A 15,558-nucleotide genomic window follows, 5' to 3' on the forward strand; every position below is an offset into this window, starting at 1 on the left:
TAAGATATCATACGATACGAACCATGATGAAAAATTTTATATCCGTTATAGCGGTTTTAGTGGCTTTGACGGCATCTGCACAAGAAGGTGTTTATTACACCGGCAAAACCTTGTCGAATTCCGACTACCACCACGGACAACTGGCTCCGGCTATAGGGGTGCACAATATCCAGGTGTTGCGGGTAAACCGCGAACATCCGGGCAACAATGAAGCCCTGGGCTGGACATACAATCACCAACCGATGCTTTGCTACTGGAATAACCGGTTTTACATGGAATATTTGTCCAATCCCGTGGGCGAACACGTAGCTCCGGGGCGTACCTTGCTGATGACTTCGCAGGATGGCTACAACTGGTCATCGCCTATAGTTGTGTTTCCCGAATACAAAGTGCCTGACGGTACAACCAAACCTAATTTTCCGGGCGTGGCCAAAGATTTGATGGCCGTGATGCACCAACGCATGGGCTTTTATGTATCGACGAAAAATCGTCTGCTTGTTCTTGGTTTCTACGGCATTGCGTTTGATGCCAAAGACGATCCTAACGATGGTAACGGCATCGGTCGGGTGGTGCGGGAAGTATTGCCTAACGGCAAATTCGGCCCCATCTACTTTATCCGTTACAACCATGCTTTCAACGAGAGCAACACCTCGTATCCGTTTTATACCAAAAGCAAAGATAAAGGCTTTGTGGCTGCTTGTAACGAGTTGCTGGCCAATCCGCTGATGATGCAGCAGTGGAACGAGGAGGCTGACCGCAACGATCCGTTGATTCCGATTAAAAAAGATTATAAGGCATTTAATTTCTATCATTTGCCTGATGGACGTGTGGTTGGCTTGTGGAAATTCGCGTTGACAACCATCAGTCCCGACGGTGGAAAAACCTGGCCGGTAATGCCGCAGCGTGGCAAGGGCTTTGTGAACAGCAATGCTAAAATTTGGGGACAACGTACCTCCGACGGCCGTTATGCTACGGTTTACAATCCCTCGGAATACCGCTGGCCACTAGCCATTTCCACCAGTGATGATGGCTTGGAATACAAAGACTTGCTTCTTGTGCATGGCGATATTACCCCGATGCGTTACGGTGGAGCCTACAAAAATCTGGGACCGCAGTATGTGCGCGGCATCCTCGAAGGCAATGGTACGCCGCCCGACAAGAATCTGTGGGTGACCTACAGTATGAACAAGGAAGATCTGTGGATTTCGCACATACCTGTTCCCGTAACGGGCAAGGCAACTGCACAGGCCGACGACGTTTTCGATCGTTTTAACTCCATTCAGGAGATGACGAAATGGAATATATACAGTCCGTTGCAAGCTCCGGTAAGTCTCGAAAAACGTGCAGACGGCAAACGCTGGCTGACGCTGAAAGATAGCGATCCGTTTGATTATGCAAAAGTGGAACGGGTCGTTCCCGAATCAAAGAAACTGACGGCCGAATTTACAGTGGTTCCCGGTCAGAACGGAAACGGCCAGCTCGATATCGAATTTCAAAATCCGAAAGGGGAGGCTTGCATTCGTTTGACGTTCGACAAAGACAGCGTCTTCAAGTCGAAGAGTGGAGCACGTTATTCCGGTATTTTGAAATATAAAGCCGGCGAAACCTATCATGTCAAAGTGATGCTGGATGTAACCACTCGTAGCTATAAAATGGTGGTAAACGGCAAAGAGATTGCTACCCGCATCTTCTTCAATCCGGTTGAGGCTGTTTCGCGCATCGTGTTCCGCACCGGCGAATTGCCCATTGAGCCAACGCCCAATACTCCTGCCGATCGCTTTACCGATCTTGCTAATCCCGGCGCTTCCGACAAAGAAGCGGTTTATTATTTGGAAAACTTCAAAACCTCCGGTCAGGATGACGATAGCTCGGCTGCCGTGTTGAAAGCCGATGATTTTAAACACTACGTGGATAATTTCAACACGATGGAGGATGAGAACATTGCGCAGGCAATTCCAAATTCCGAGTCATGGAGCTGGATGAAGAAGAATGTTCCCTTGTTTCAATGTCCGCAACAAAACATCGAAGAGATGTTCTACTACCGTTGGTGGACATTGCGCAAGCATATCGAGAAAACGCCTGTTGGTTACGCTTTTACCGAATTTTTGGTACCAAGAACGTATGCCGACAAATACAATTTGATTAGCAGTGCACTGGGGCATCACATCTACGAAGCCCGCTGGTTGCGCGACAGCAAATACCTGGATGACGACATTCATGTATGGTATCGAGGTAACGAAGGCAAGCCGATGCGTAAATTGCGTAGTTTCAGCAGTTGGACTGGGAATGCGTTGTACAATAAATATTTGGTGGATGGAGACAAAAACTTTTTGCTGGATATGTATCCCGACTTGCAGGCCGATTATGCCGCATGGGAAGGCGATCATCGCTTGCCAAGCGGATTGTACTGGCAGGGCGATGTGCAGGACGGCATGGAAGAAACCATCAGTGGTGGCCGTAAAAAGAAGTATGCCCGTCCTACCATCAACAGTTATATGTTCGGCAACGCTCAGGCACTGGCGGCTATTGCCGATTTGAAAGGCGATAAAGCGACAGAAAAGAGCTACCTTCTGAAAGCCGATACGTTGAAACAGTTGGTTCAAACACAGCTTTGGAACAAAGATTCGCTCTTCTTCGAAACACTGCGCGAACCGGGCAAACTGGCTCAGGCTCGTGAAGCGGTCGGATTCCTTCCCTGGTATTTCAATTTGCCCGATAAAGGTAAAGGCTTTGAAGTTGTCTGGAAACAGTTGACCGATGCGAAGGGCTTTTCTGCTCCTTTCGGTTTGACTACCGCCGAGCGCCGTCATCCGCAGTTCCGTACGCACGGTGTGGGCAAATGCGAGTGGGATGGTGCCGTATGGCCTTTCGCTACTTCGCAAACGTTGACAGCACTTGCCAACGCAAAAAACAATTACGATGCCAATGTGGTGAGCGACAGCGTTTACTTTGCTCTGATCAATCAATATGTGGAGAGCATGCACTACCGTGGTCGTCCTTATGTGGGCGAATACCTTGACGAAGTGACCGGTTACTGGTTGAAAGGCGATCAGGAACGAAGCCGTTATTACAACCACTCTACATTCAACGATTTGATTATTACCGGACTGGTAGGTCTCCGTCCCCGTGCCGACGAAACGATTGAGATCAATCCGCTGGTTCCGGCAAAACAGTGGGACTGGTTCTGTCTCGACAACGTGCCATATCATGGTAAAACGCTCACTATTGTTTGGGACAAAACAGGGGGCAAATACAATCTTGGTAAAGGATTGATGTTATTTGTCAATGGCGAAAAAGTGGCATCAAGACCGACTTTAGAAAAACTTATTTACAAACAATAGACATAAGCAAATGCGTTGCAATTTTAACTTCAGACCTCTCCTCTCACGACGACTTCGTGTCGGAGTCAGATATTTATCGTCTGACCTAACCTCCTCTCCCGGAGGAGAGGAGGAACGCTTTTGCAAAAACAGGATAAGTCTTTTGTTAAGCAGATTTTTTACCCCTCTCCTTGGGAGAGGGGCAGGGGAGAGGTCGGAACATGGCAAGCGATTTTTATTGTTCATGTTTTTGCTGACGTTCGGTTTGTTGGTCCCGGGAACAGTTTCCGCTATTACCATCTCCAACACGACTTGTGAGATGGCAGTCAATCCGCTTGCAGTTACCACCACGACCCCTCGTTTCGGATGGCAGTTGCAGTCGGTTGTCAATGGCGATCGGCAGAAGGCCTATGAATTGGTTGTTACCGCCGAATCGAATAAAACCGTTGTTTGGCAAAGCGGTAAAGTGAAATCGGATGTCAGTCAATTGATCGGTTATGCCGGTAAATCTTTGCTTGAGAAAGGAAAAACATACAGTTGGAAAGTTCGTGTGTGGGATGCCAAGGGCAAAGCCTCTGCATGGAGCTTTCCTGCACATTTTTCGATAGCTCCTGCAGATGATTTTCTCGATGCGCAATGGATCGGTGCAGTGACCAAAGCCGACTCCCATTTGCCGATCGGCAAGAGTTATCACGTTCCATCTTTCAAATCGCAGGCCAATGTGGCTATGCTGAAAAATATCGACAGCATGGCATTGCGCAGCATTCTGCTCCGGAAAGATTTTAAAGCAAAAACTACTGTAAAAAAGGTAACGGTTTATGTTTGCGGATTGGGTCATTATCAGCTTTCTATCAATGGAAAAAAAGTAGGGGACAGTGAGTTTGCACCGCTTTGGAGCGACTATTCCAAAACGGTCTATTACAATACCTATGATGTTTCCGATCGAATTGAAAAAGGAAAAAACGCGATTGGAGTAGTTCTTGGCAATGGTTTTTACAATGCCATTAGCACCCGTTACAGCAAGTTATGGCGCACTTACGGACCTCCGACCTTGTTTTTTAAGATGGTGGTGGAATATGCCGATGGCAAAAAAGAGATAATTCGTTCCGACAAAAGCTGGAAATATACTCCGGGTCCCATCACGTTCAACAGTATTTATGGCGGCGAGGATTATGATGCCAATCTGGAACAACCAGGCTGGAATGCTGCCGGTTTCAATGATTCTCAATGGCGCAGTGTTGTGTTACAGGAGGCTTCGGAAGGTAAGCTTACGGCTCAGACAGCACCTCCTGTTCAGGTCAACAAGCAATACGGAATCAAGGAGTTGAAGCATCTATCCGATTCGGTCTATGTGCTCGATATGGGACAAAATCTGTCGGGTTTTCCGTCAATAAAAATACGTGGAAAAAAAGGACAAACCGTTCGCCTGTGGGTGGGCGAATCGCTCGAAAAGGATGGAAAGGTGAGCCAGAAACGTACCGGAGCACCGTACTATTTTCAGTACACGCTCAAAGGCGACGGAGAGGAAGAATGGCAACCGATGTTCAGCTATTATGGTTACCAATACATTCAGGTGGAAGGTGCTGATGTGCTGACCTCTCCGGCAAGGAGCACGATGCCGTTGATTACAGACATCCAATCGAATTTTGTCTACTCTTCGGCAGCCGAAGTGGGCACTTTCGATTGCTCGAACGATATTTTCAATAAGACACACTGGCTGATTAACAATGCCATCAAGAGCAATTTTCAGGGCGTGATGACCGATTGTCCGCAGCGCGAAAAGCTGGGATGGATAGAAGAGTTACATCTCAACGGTCCCGGTTTGTTGATGAACTACGACATGTCGACCATGTTTCCCAAAATTTTGCGGGATATGAGCGATGCGCAGCATGCCGACGGGTTGGTACCAAGCATTTGTCCCGAATATGTCTTTTTCGGCGGTGATTTTACCGATTCGCCCGAGTGGGGCTGTGCCTCCATCGTGGTGCCGTGGATGTATTACCAGCATTATGGCGACAATTCGTTGATTCGGAAATATTACTCCGTGATGACGCGCTACGTCGACTATCTCGGCACAAAAGCTAACGGGCATATTCTGTCGCATGGCTTGGGCGACTGGTACGATTACGGGGTGAAACCGGCAGGATATTCTCAGAACAGTTCTATTGCCATCTCTGCCACATCGCATTATTATCTCTCGGCAATGTTGGTGGCTAAAGCTGCCGCAATGTTGGGAATTGCTCAGGATACGTTGAAATACGGACAGTTAATGCGCGACATCAAGAAAGCTTATAATGACCGTTTTTTCAACAAGGCAACTAAGCAATATGATATCGGTAGTCAGTTTGCCAATTCTGTCTCTTTATATCTCGATTTGGTGGAACCGCAATACCGTCAGGCTGTTTTGAAAAACCTTACCGACGACATTGCCTGGCATGGCGATCGCCTGACAACCGGTGATGTGGGCAACCGTTACCTTTTCCAAACATTGGCCGATAATGGACAGAACGAACTGATGTACAAAATGGTCAATCACTATGATGCTCCGGGTTACGGTTTTCAGTTGAAATATGGACTAACCACGCTGACTGAACAGTGGGATCCGCGCAAAGGCAATTCGTGGAACCATTTTATGATGGGACAGATCGAAGAGTGGTTCTTCAAAACACTGGTCGGTATCCGCTACGACGAAAAGCAACCCGGTTTCAAGCATATTCTGTTGCAACCGACACCGGTTGGCGATTTGAAAAACGTTTCGGCTTCTACAGAAACATTGTACGGAAAGGTGGCCGTTGTCTGGACAAAGACTGAAAAACAATTCAATCTGAAAGTGACGATTCCGGTCAACACAACTTCGACGGTGACGTTGCCTTTTGCGGCGACTTCAGTACGTGTCAACGGCAAGGCTGTGGTTGTAAAAGACAATTCGGTGGAACTGGGTTCGGGAAAATGGCAGATTGAGGCTACGTTGTAAGGGTGAAGCGACTTCCAAGTCGCTTAAAATTGGAGCTCGCTCGACCCAGATAAAGTTGAAGAATAAAAGACTGTTTATTAGCTCATCATAGAGATAAAATTATATAGCAATGCAAAAAAGATTTTCAGGTGTAGTGGTGCCGATGATTACACCGCTCAAAAAAGACTTTACGGTAGATGTGGAAGCTGTTGCCGTTATTATGAAACGTTTTGCCCAATATGGCATTCATCCGTTGGTATTAGGTACAACCGGAGAATCAAGTTCGGTGGATGAGAAGGAAAGCCTTCGTTTTGTGGAGGCTGCTGTCAAGGCAAAAAGTCCTGGCCAGTGCGTTTATGCCGGCTTGGTAGGCAATCAGGTAGCCGAACTGATCAAACGGGGTAATCAGTTTATTGAACTGGGCGCCGATGTGGTAGTTGCTACATTGCCGTCGTATTACATCCTTACGCCGGATCAGATGGTGACTTTCTACACTCAGTTGGCCGACAATGTGAAAGGACCGGTGATGATGTACAACATCAAAGCAACCACGCAGATGTCTATTTCGTTGGACGTGGTTTCCAAACTGAGCAATCACCCGAATATCTGGGGTTTGAAGGATTCGGAACGTGATGCCGACCGTATGAAAGAATGCATTGTAACATATAAGGATAGAGCCGATTTTGCCTATTTCTGCGGCTGGGGAGCACAAAGCTTCGGTAGTTTGCAGTTAGGCGCCGACGGTGTGGTGCCGAGTACCGGAAACATCGTGCCTGAACTGTATGGTAAACTGATGGAAGCAGCAAAAGCGGGTGACTGGAAAACAACACAACATTATCAGGAACTGACCGATAAAGTGGGAACAGTTTACCAAAAAGATCGTACGTTGGGCGAATCGCTGGCTTCGTTGAAGGTGTTGATGAGCCATGAGGGCATTTGCGGTGCTACGATGATGCCTCCGTTGACAGAACTTTCTGCCGAACGTAATCAGCAGATTATCGACAGTTTCGAAGCATTAAAAAAAGAATTGAAATAACATTATCAAATCAAGACCTCTTCCGCCCTTCGGGCACCTTCTCCCAAGGAGAAGGAATCAAAGAGCCGCGTATGCTAAAATTGCTAATTGCACAGTCCGGCTCCCTCTCCTTGGGAGAGGGTCGGGGAGAGGTCAGAATTAAACTTAAATGAACCAGGAACCTATTCATTGGATTGATGGACTGATTGTTGCTGCCTCGGTGGTATTTACAATTGGCACCGGATTTTATTTTGCACGACGTCAGAAGAGTTCGGATCGTTATTTTTCAGGAAGCAAAAACATTCCTTCCTGGGCGATCGGTATCTCTATCTTTGCCACGCTCTTGAGCAGTGTTACATTTCTGGCTTATCCGGCAGCGGCTTATAAGTCGAACTGGATATTGCTGGTACAGGGCCTGATGGTACCGGTGGTACTGGTCGGTCTGATCGGATTTATCGTGCCATTGTTCAGAAAAGCGATTAAGCTAAGTACGTACGAATATTTCGAACGTCGGTTCGGCGTATTTGCCCGCATGTACAGTTCTGTAGCGTTTTTGCTGACTCACTTTTCGAAGATGGGAACGGTGCTTTATCTTGTTAGTATTGCCTTGAGTAGTTTCACCCATTTCCCGGTGCTGACTGTGATGCTGGTGCTTTCCATCGCAATTATCACCCTGACGGTTTTGGGCGGAATGGAAGCCGTAATCTGGATGGACGTGATTCAGGGAGGCTTGTTGATTGGCGGCGGATTGCTCTGCTTGGGCATCCTCTTGTTCCGTCCCGAAGGCGGACCAACTGTGGCTTTGAGTCAGGCTTTCCAAATGGGAAAAATTGATGTCGGACCGTTCAATTTCAACTTTTCCGAGCTCACTTTTTGGGTGATGGTAGTCAACGGAGCCTTTTATGCACTGCAAAAATATGGTACCGATCAAACCATTGTGCAACGTTATCTGGCTGCAAAATCCGACAAGGACGCGAAACATGCGGCTTTGATCGGGGTTGTCATGAGCGTGGCTGTCTGGACATTGTTTATGTTGATCGGCTCGTTGCTGTATGTTTACTATCACAATGGTACGGCAACGTTACCCGAAGGCATTTCGGCCGATAAGGTATTCCCGCTCTTTATCAGTACGCAATTGCCGGTAGGTGCTGTTGGTTTGGTACTTGCGGCATTGGTGGCAGCTGCACTTGCCAGTTTGCAATCCGATCTGAACTGTATCTCTGCCATTGGAATCGCCGACTATTATCGCCGTTTGAAACCGAACAGTACGGACAAACAACAGTTACGGATGGGTCGGATTTTAGTGTTGGTGGCAGGTGTGCTAATGATGACGGTGGCTTATCTTTACGTTACCTGGGAAGGCGAAGGCGTGCTGGGAGTTGTCTTTGGTCTTTATGCCATCTTCTCGGCCGGTATTGTGGGCATCTTCCTTTTGGGATTGCTCTCGCGTCGTGCCAACTGGCAGGGTTTGTACATCGGAATTGCAGTTTGCATCTTGTTTACTGCCTATGCCGTTTTGACCACGACAAAAATAGACGATACGCCGATTCTCGATCTGGGGAAATTCAATTTCCCGCATCACAAATATATGTTGGGTGTTTATAGCCACATCATCGTGCTGGTGGTGGGTTACATTGCCAGCCTGTTCTTCAAATCGGAACCGGCAGACGAACACCTGACCATTTATGGGTATATAAAAAGCAAAAAATAAATATCAATGTTGAAACGTGTAATCGTTCAAACGTTGTTTCGGTTCAACGATTACACATTCAACGCATAAACGACTCTCTAATGAATTCTGTAGTTTTACAACAACCGGGAACCATTGTTTTCGGTGAAGATAGCATACAACAACTGGCCGAATGCCGGTTTATCACATCATCCGAGCAAATATTAATGTTGGTTGCCACTCCACTTTTAGGGGCGCTGGCACCTTCTGTTGAAGCCATCAAATCCTCTGGTAAAAAGGTGGAATTGGTGGAATATAACTTTCCCGGAGAACCTACCTTTGCACAGTTCGATACATTGCTGGCAATTTCGGAAAAGTTCAATCCCGATTGCGTAGTCGGAGTAGGAGGGGGTAGTGTTTTGGATTGTTCCAAATTGCTGGCTGCACTTACCGGGAATACTCAAAAATTGGCGGAAGTAGTAGGTATTGGGATTCTTAATGGCCGTAACCGTAAACTGATTTGCGTGCCGACCACCTCAGGAACCGGTAGCGAAATGTCGCCCAATGCCATTTTACTTAACGAAGCAACGTTGGCAAAAAGCGGTATCATCAGTCCGTATCTTGTTCCGGATGCCTGCTATATTGATCCGGCACTGACAGTTTCTCTTCCGGCAAAACTGACCGCAGAAACCGGTATGGATGCTCTTTCTCACTGTATCGAGGCGTTTACCAATAAGTTTGCCCACCCGGCAGTCGATACGTATGCTTTGAAAGGAATTGAACTCATTGCAGCAAACCTTCAACGTGCCTGCGAAAACGGGAAGGACATGGAAGCCCGTGCCGCTCTGTCGCTGGGTTCCATGTACGGTGGTTTGTGTCTGGGTCCGGTGAATACGTCGGCTATCCATGCTTTGTCGTATGGTTTGGGTGGTAAATTTCATGTGTCGCACGGCCTGGCTAATGCTATACTGATGCCGGAAGTATTGCGTTTCAATATGATAGCATCGCCTGAGCGTCATGCACAGCTTGCACTGGCATTGGGAGTTGAACAACAGTCATCTGATGAAACGACTGCGTTGGCAGGTATCGAGAAAATTGCCGCTATATCAAAAGCATGCGGCATTCCGCAACATTTGACTGAGATTGGTATTGGCAAAGAAGATTTGTCAGAATTGGCCGATATTGCCATGAACGTAACCCGATTGCTGAAGAACAATCCGCGTGAAGTAACCAAAGCGGATGCAATAGAAATTTATACGAAACTATTATAACGTGTAATCGTTGAATCGAATAATCGTTAAATCGCGAAACAGCAGATTGACGATTAAACGATCAACAATTGAACAATTAAACAAAGGTTTTATGAACCCGATTATAGGAATTAGCATGGGCGATCCCGCCGGGATTGGTCCTGAAATATGTATCAAAGCGCTGTCGGATGCTACTGTTTACGAACGTTGCCGTCCGGTAGTGATTGGTGATGCGGCTGTGATGGCTCAGGCTGCCACACTGTTGAATGCTCCGCTCAAGGTAAATGCAATCGAAAAAATTGCAGATGCAACCTTTGCTTTCGGAACGGTGGACGTGTACGATCTGAAGAACGTTACTCTTTCGGAACTCAAGCCGGGTGAAGTATCGGCCATGGCAGGGAATGCCGCTTTTGAGGCGGTGCATAAGGTAATTGAACTGGCTTTGGCCAACGAAGTGGATGCTACGGTTACGGCTCCCATCAACAAAGAGTCGATTCACAAAGCAGGGCACCATTTCTCGGGACATACCGAAATTTATGCTCATTATACCAATACAGCCAAATATGCCATGTTGCTGGCCGATGATAACCTGCGCGTGATTCATGCCACTACGCACGTTTCGCTTCGTCAGGCGTGTGATTTGTGCAAGAAAGAGCGTGTGCTGGAAGTTATTTCACTGTTGAACGATGCTTGTGTGCAGTTCGGTTTCGAAAAACCGCGTATTGCAGTTGCAGGATTGAATCCGCATGCCGGCGAGAACGGGCTGTTTGGAGATGAAGAGATCAATGAAATTATACCTGCCATTAAAGAGGCGAATGCCAAAGGCTACAATGTGGAAGGCCCGATTCCTCCCGATACCATCTTTGTGAAAGCCGTTCAGGGAAAATATGACGGTTGCGTGGTGATGTACCACGATCAGGGTCATATCCCGTTCAAACTGGAAGGATTTCAGTGGGACAACGAAAAGCAAACCATGAAAAGTGTGAAGGGTGTGAATATTACCCTCGGTTTGCCGATCATCCGTACTTCGGTCGATCATGGTACGGCGTTTGAAATTGCAGGTAAGGGCATTGCTTCGCCCGACGCCATGCTGGTAGCTTTGGATTATGCAATCTTGATGGCTAAAAACAGAAAAAAATGATAACGGTAATTGCAGACGACTTGACGGGTGCCGCCGAAATAGCCGGTGTGTGCCTACGTTACGGATTGAAAGTGGCTTTCGGACTAGATTCTGTGCCAGAAGAGCCGGCCGATGTAATAGTAATTGCTACCGATAGCCGGTCGGGCACAATCGATGGAGCCTATCGTATTCACCGTCTGATGGCAACAAAAGCATCGACGGCAGATGATACGCTTATTTTTAAGAAGGTGGATTCCGTGCTGAGAGGGTATATCGTGCAGGAAATCAAAGCCGTGATGTCGGTGACGGGTAAATCGAAAGTTTTACTTCAACCGGCAAATCCTGCGGCAGGTCGTTGCATCCGTGATGGAAAATATTTTTTAGGAGATACATTGCTGGAAGATACCGGTTTTTCTGCCGACCCTGATTTTCCGGCGGGCACATCAGAGGTGGCTGAGCTTTTGAATGAAAGAGCTCTGGTGGGCGATAAGGCCAACCAGTTTCCAATCATTACCGGCGATGTTCGGGATTTTCAGGAAAAAGCAATATATCTTCCTGATTGCAGCTCTGAAAACGAACTCGGATTGCCTCTTGCAAATTGGGAGCCGGATACATTGTTGGCCGGTAGCGCAGCATTTTTTGAACAGGTGTTGCTCAAGATTACCGGGGCTAAGAAGGCAGTGGCAACCAAATCGATAGATATTTCGTCGTCTTTTCTTATCGTTTGCGGAACAGCACACCCTCAGGGTCAACGATTTCTCGAACGTCTTAAGACCGAAGCAGGTTGCCCGATTCGTTATTTCCCATCTCAATTCTTGCAGGAAAAAATCTCGGAAGGCGAATTCTCCCGTTGGGCAAAATCATTGATTCCCGACTGGAAATGGAGCAATAAAATGGCGATTTCCGTCTCTCAGTCCAAGGTCTCGTTCCCGGGAAGCTCTTCTTTGTTGCGCTTGCGTATGGATGAGGTGGTTGCCGAACTGGTGAAGAATTGTCCGGTGCAGGAATTATTGATTGAAGGTGGTGCTACTGCTTACAGTGTGTTGAATTACCTGAAGTGGAAAACGCTGATTCCCGAACAGGAGCTCGAACCCGGCGTTGTGCGTATGCGGGTAGGACGGAAACCTTCGCTGTTTCTCACGATCAAACCGGGAAGCTATTCCTGGCCGTCGGGCATTGCCGGAATCAAAAACTAAATATGGTAAAACGGGATCTTGAACTTTGAAATTTTGAACTTGAAATAATGAAAAAACTACTGACAATTTGCCTGTTGGCCTTGTCTGTGCAATGGGCTGTTGCCGAGGTTGTAGACATGCAGAAAGCCGGTGCTGTAGCCGACGGCAAGACTCTCAATACGGCAGTGATTAAGAAAACCATCGATCGGTTGGCGGCTCATGGCGGTGGAACGCTTTTCTTTCCGGCTGGAACCTATCTGACCGGTCCCATTGTGTTGAAAAGCAATATTACTATCGACATAGAATCGGGAGCAACAATCCAATTTTCAACAAACTACGACGATTATCTTCCTTATGTCGAAATGCGTTACGAAGGGGTGGTGATGAAAAGTTTCTCACCGCTTTTTTACGCTTACAATCAGGAAAATATAACGATCAAAGGACGGGGTAAAATAGACGGAAACGGTCAGGCGTGGTGGAATGCCGTTTGGGCGCTCGAAGGTGCCAAGAAAGATGAGGCGCTGGCAGCCCGCGTGCAAAAATACCGTGCGTTGTGGGATAAAGAAAATCCTGATTTCCAGATCGAAGCTAATTCCGATTGGAAAGGAACGCTGGCAAAGAAATTCTTCCGTCCGTCGTTTATTCAGTTTTACAAAAGCAAAAATATTCGTATCGAGGGGATTACGTTGGTCAACTCGCCGTTCTGGACTGTCAATCCCGAGTTTTGCGAAAATGTAACGGTTGACGGAATTACGATCAATAATCCTTATTCGCCGAATACTGACGGGATTAACCCCTCGTCGTGCAAAAATGTACACATAGCCAACTGCCATATCAGCGTGGGCGACGACTGCATCACCATCAAATCGGGCCGCGCTGCACAGGGTCGCAAATACGGTGTCCCCTGCGAAAACGTTACGGTGACTAACTGCACCATGCTGGCCGGTCACGGCGGAGTGGTTATCGGCAGCGAGATGTCGGGTAGCGTGCGCAAAGTGACCATCTCTAATTGTGTGTTCGACGGTACTGACCGGGGAATCCGCATCAAATCGGTTCGTGGTCGTGGCGGTTATGTTGAAGAAGTACGGGTGAATAATATTGTGATGAAAGATATTAAAAAAGAAGCGATTGTGCTGAGTTTGTTCTACGGAAAAGCACCACTCGAACCGCTTTCCGAACGTACTCCGATCTTCCGGAACATCCATATTTCAGGAATGACCGGCAGTAATGTGAATGCTGCATGTCTGGTCGAGGGAATAGAGGAGATGCCGGTGTCGGATGTCTCATTCGAGGACATCAACATGGATGCACAGAGTGGTTTCGATATTAGCCGTACAAAAGATATCCGCCTGAGCAATGTGCAGGTGAATGCTCAGATGGGAGCTGCGTTTAAGCTTTCGGATGTAACTAACGCTTATCTGGGCAATGTTTCTACGTTGAAATCTATTGCCGATAAATCGGTGATCGAAGCCACCAATGTCTCAGACCTGTTTATCACCGGTTGTTTCCCACAGACAGGTAGCCGTTCGTTCCTCTCGCTTAACGGAGAAAAGAGCAACAATATCATCTTGTCGGGCAATTATCTGAATCGGATTCCTAATCCAATTGAGAAACAGGCTGGTCTGAATAAGAATTGCATTATCGTTGAAAAATAAAAGATAGAAATGAAAAAATTACTGACAGCATTTTTGGTGCTTCTGTTTGCAGCGCCGCTTTTTGCCCAAACAGCCGACGAGGGCAACAGTCGTCCGTTGGCAGATGTACTGCAATCGATCGAAAAGCAGTTTCATATTCAGTTCAAGTACGACAAAAAAATGATCGACGGCAAGCAATTGCAGGGTGCCGATTGGCGTATCCGTCCATGGAGCCTCGAAAAAACATTACAGGCAGTGCTCTCTCCGTTCGATTACACTTATGTGATGGATCATGGCAAGTACAAAGTTAAGGCTTACGAATATGCTCGCACCACCGATGAAGAGGGGAAGGAGTTTCTCGATTATCTGAAAACGCTTTACAACGATAAAGATAGCTGGGAGAAACGGAAAGCCGAGCTGAAATCGTGTATGCGTGAGGCCTTGCGTTTCCCGGTACTGGTTCCGGCCAAACCCGATTCAAAAATCATTCTCACACCGAAGCGGAAATACGACGGTTATACGGTCGAAAATTTTGCCATCGAAACACTTCCGGGTGTTTACGTGTGTGGTTCAATCTACAAACCGGCAAAAATAAAGGGTAAATGTCCGGTTATGCTAAATCCGAACGGCCACTTTGGTGACGGGCGTTATCGTGCCGATCAGCAGAAACGTTGTGCCATGGAGGCTCGCATGGGTATTATTGCGGCCGACTGGGATCTCTTTGCATGGGGCGAAAGTCTTTTGCAGTTCGATGGAACACTGCACCGCATCAGCGCTGCTCAAAGCATCCAAACCCTTAATACCACTCGCGTACTCGATTATTTGCTGACATTGAAAGAAGCCGATTCGAAACGCGTCGGCATTACAGGCGGATCGGGTGGTGGTAGCATGACGATGCTGGTTTCGGCCATTGACGACCGTATCACACTGAGTGTACCGGTGGTAATGCTCTCATCGCACTTCTCGGGTGGATGTCCCTGCGAAAGCGGAATGCCGACCCATCTTTGCGGTAACCGTACCAACAATGCAGAGGTGGCTGCCATGTTTGCCCCGAAACCGTTGCTGGCCATTACCGATGGTGGCGACTGGTCGAGCACCGTTCCGACCTTGGAGTATCCTTTCCTTCAACGCACTTATGGATTTTACGGTGCCGAAAGTCAGGTGGAAGATGCCCATTTTCCCGCCGAAGGGCATGATTACGGTTTTTCCAAACGCAAAGCGATGTACGAATTTGTGGCAAAGCATTTTGGCTTGAATATCAATGTGTTGAAAGATGCTGCCGGTGCATTCGATGAAAGCAAAGTGACCATAGAAAAAGAGCCTCAAATGTATGCTTTCGGTCCAAAAGGAGAGAACCTTCCGGTCAATGCCATTAAAGGAAAAGAAGCTTTGATGGCGATGCTGAAAAAAATCGGATTTTGA

At 47.4% G+C, this 15,558-nt stretch carries 9 protein-coding genes; all 9 read left to right on the forward strand.

Going from position 1 to position 15,558, the window contains the following annotated elements; all coding sequences use genetic code 11:
* Positions 1-23: 23 nt before the first annotated feature.
* The 9 genes from F8N35_RS04495 to F8N35_RS04535 all read left to right on the forward strand — a co-directional run bounded on the left by F8N35_RS04495 (position 24) and on the right by F8N35_RS04535 (position 15,558).
* Complete coding sequence (locus F8N35_RS04495; RefSeq protein ID WP_293050161.1) at positions 24-3,341, forward strand: glycosyl hydrolase family 65 protein; 3,318 nt, start codon at positions 24-26, stop codon at positions 3,339-3,341.
* Positions 3,342-3,564: 223 nt separating this feature from the next.
* Complete coding sequence (locus F8N35_RS04500) at positions 3,565-6,294, forward strand: glycoside hydrolase family 78 protein (RefSeq protein ID WP_293050162.1); 2,730 nt, start codon at positions 3,565-3,567, stop codon at positions 6,292-6,294.
* 109 nt (positions 6,295-6,403) lie between these two features.
* Positions 6,404-7,309 (forward strand): dihydrodipicolinate synthase family protein, encoded by a 906-nt coding sequence (locus F8N35_RS04505; protein WP_293050163.1) that lies wholly within the window; start codon positions 6,404-6,406, stop codon positions 7,307-7,309.
* Positions 7,310-7,457: 148 nt separating this feature from the next.
* Positions 7,458-8,999 carry a sodium:solute symporter gene (locus F8N35_RS04510; protein WP_293050164.1) on the forward strand — a complete coding sequence of 514 codons (1,542 nt, stop codon included), beginning with the start codon at positions 7,458-7,460 and terminating at the stop codon, positions 8,997-8,999.
* An 80-nt stretch (positions 9,000-9,079) separates the two neighbouring features.
* Entirely contained in the window at positions 9,080-10,228 is a 1,149-nt protein-coding gene (locus tag F8N35_RS04515) for an iron-containing alcohol dehydrogenase (RefSeq protein ID WP_293050165.1), read from the forward strand.
* A gap of 91 nt (positions 10,229-10,319) precedes the next feature.
* A complete protein-coding gene (pdxA, locus tag F8N35_RS04520; RefSeq protein ID WP_293050166.1) occupies positions 10,320-11,348 on the forward strand; it encodes a 4-hydroxythreonine-4-phosphate dehydrogenase PdxA in 1,029 nt (342 codons plus the stop codon).
* Positions 11,345-12,523 (forward strand): four-carbon acid sugar kinase family protein, encoded by a 1,179-nt coding sequence (locus tag F8N35_RS04525; protein ID WP_293050167.1) that lies wholly within the window; start codon positions 11,345-11,347, stop codon positions 12,521-12,523. Before pdxA ends, F8N35_RS04525 begins: the two co-directional genes overlap by 4 nt.
* Before the next feature lie 47 nt (positions 12,524-12,570).
* Positions 12,571-14,157 (forward strand): glycoside hydrolase family 28 protein, encoded by a 1,587-nt coding sequence (locus F8N35_RS04530; protein WP_293050168.1) that lies wholly within the window; start codon positions 12,571-12,573, stop codon positions 14,155-14,157.
* A 9-nt stretch (positions 14,158-14,166) separates the two neighbouring features.
* Positions 14,167-15,558: an acetylxylan esterase gene (locus tag F8N35_RS04535; protein ID WP_293050169.1), complete on the forward strand. Its 1,392-nt coding sequence runs from the start codon at positions 14,167-14,169 to the stop codon at positions 15,556-15,558.

The sequence above is a fragment of the Paludibacter sp. genome (assembly GCF_009712605.1).
In the GTDB taxonomy this organism is placed as follows: domain Bacteria; phylum Bacteroidota; class Bacteroidia; order Bacteroidales; family Paludibacteraceae; genus Microbacter.

Coding starts and splice junctions, on each gene's coding strand:
- F8N35_RS04495 (WP_293050161.1), top strand. CDS start 24: ATGATGAAAAATTTTATATCCGTTATAGCGGTTTTAGTGGCTTTGACG.
- F8N35_RS04500 (WP_293050162.1), top strand. CDS start 3,565: ATGTTTTTGCTGACGTTCGGTTTGTTGGTCCCGGGAACAGTTTCCGCT.
- F8N35_RS04505 (WP_293050163.1), top strand. CDS start 6,404: ATGCAAAAAAGATTTTCAGGTGTAGTGGTGCCGATGATTACACCGCTC.
- F8N35_RS04510 (WP_293050164.1), top strand. CDS start 7,458: ATGAACCAGGAACCTATTCATTGGATTGATGGACTGATTGTTGCTGCC.
- F8N35_RS04515 (WP_293050165.1), top strand. CDS start 9,080: ATGAATTCTGTAGTTTTACAACAACCGGGAACCATTGTTTTCGGTGAA.
- pdxA (WP_293050166.1), top strand. CDS start 10,320: ATGAACCCGATTATAGGAATTAGCATGGGCGATCCCGCCGGGATTGGT.
- F8N35_RS04525 (WP_293050167.1), top strand. CDS start 11,345: ATGATAACGGTAATTGCAGACGACTTGACGGGTGCCGCCGAAATAGCC.
- F8N35_RS04530 (WP_293050168.1), top strand. CDS start 12,571: ATGAAAAAACTACTGACAATTTGCCTGTTGGCCTTGTCTGTGCAATGG.
- F8N35_RS04535 (WP_293050169.1), top strand. CDS start 14,167: ATGAAAAAATTACTGACAGCATTTTTGGTGCTTCTGTTTGCAGCGCCG.